General features: G+C 35.0%; 1 protein-coding gene. It reads left to right on the plus strand.

The window, feature by feature from the left end:
- Window positions 1-90: 90 nt before the first annotated feature.
- On the plus strand, window positions 91-1,572 hold a 1,482-nt coding region (locus A5867_RS05070), incomplete at its 3' end, for a type I restriction-modification system subunit M (RefSeq protein ID WP_087627010.1).

Raw genomic sequence — 1,572 nt, forward strand, 5'->3', positions numbered from 1 at the left:
ATGTAAGATATTGTCTAGATGGAATTAGATAGAAAATAAAAAAGTTGCTCGGAATTTCGAGTGACTATTATCATAATTGGAGGTATTCAAATGTCAGGTGCAACACAACGAGCTAAACTACAATCACAAATATGGAAAATAGCTAATGATGTTCGAGGATCAGTAGATGGCTGGGATTTTAAGCAATATGTTTTAGGAACACTTTTTTATCGTTTTATTAGTGAAAATTTTTCTTCATATATCGAGGGTGGTGACGATAGCGTCAATTATGCAGAACTTAGTGATGACGTTATAACCAATGAAATCAAAGAAGATGCCATAAAAACAAAAGGGTATTTCATATATCCTAGTCAGATGTTCTCTAGGATCGCTAAAACGGCTAATACAAATGAAAGTTTGAATACAGATTTAGCTGCAATATTTTCTGCTATTGAAAGCTCAGCTAACGGTTATCCGTCAGAATTAGATATTAAAGGATTATTCGCTGATTTTGACACGACAAGTAGTCGATTAGGAAATACGGTAAAAGATAAAAATAGTCGTTTAGCTGCGGTTATTAAAGGAGTTGAAGGGCTTGATTTTGGTGAGTTCGAAGAAAATCAAATCGATCTCTTTGGTGATGCTTATGAGTTTCTAATCTCTAATTACGCTGCCAATGCAGGTAAATCTGGAGGGGAGTTTTTCACGCCACAGAGTGTTTCTAGTCTGATTGCACAATTAGCGATTCACAAGCAAACAACGATTAACAAAATTTATGATCCTGCAGCAGGTTCAGGTTCTCTACTTTTACAAGCAAAAAAACAGTTTGATGCGCACATCATTGAAGATGGTTTTTATGGGCAAGAGATTAACCCTACAACGTATAACCTTGCGCGTATGAATATGTTTTTACACAATATAAATTACGATAAGTTCCATATTGCTTTAGGAAATACCCTTTTAGACCCTCACTATGGTGAGGATAAACCGTTTGATGCCATTGTGTCTAACCCACCGTATTCCGTCAAATGGATTGGAAGTGAGGATCCAACACTCATTAATGATGAGCGTTTTGCTCCTGCAGGTGTATTAGCACCTAAATCTAAAGCAGACTTTGCCTTTGTCCTTCATGCGCTTAGCTATCTATCAAGTAAAGGGAGAGCCGCTATCGTTTGTTTCCCTGGCATTTTCTATCGTGGTGGTGCAGAGCAGAAAATAAGAAAATATTTGATTGACAATAACTTTGTCGAAACAATCATATCATTAGCACCTAACCTATTTTATGGGACTTCAATAGCTGTTAATATATTGGTTCTTTCTAAGCATAAAAGTGATAATAAAACACAGTTTATAGATGCAAGTGGTATAGAGTTTTATAAAAAGGAAACAAATAATAACATACTAACGGATGAACATATTGCAAAGATTATGAGTATGTTTGATAGCAAAGAAGATATCGACCATGTCGCAAAATCAGTTGATTATGATGCAATCGTTGAAAATGATTACAACCTTTCTGTGAGTTCTTATGTAGAAGCGAAAGATACAAGAGAAATTATTGATATCAATGAACTAAATGCAGAAATAAAAAAG

The organism is Enterococcus sp. 6D12_DIV0197 (assembly GCF_002174385.1).
Taxonomy (GTDB): domain Bacteria; phylum Bacillota; class Bacilli; order Lactobacillales; family Enterococcaceae; genus Enterococcus_D; species Enterococcus_D casseliflavus.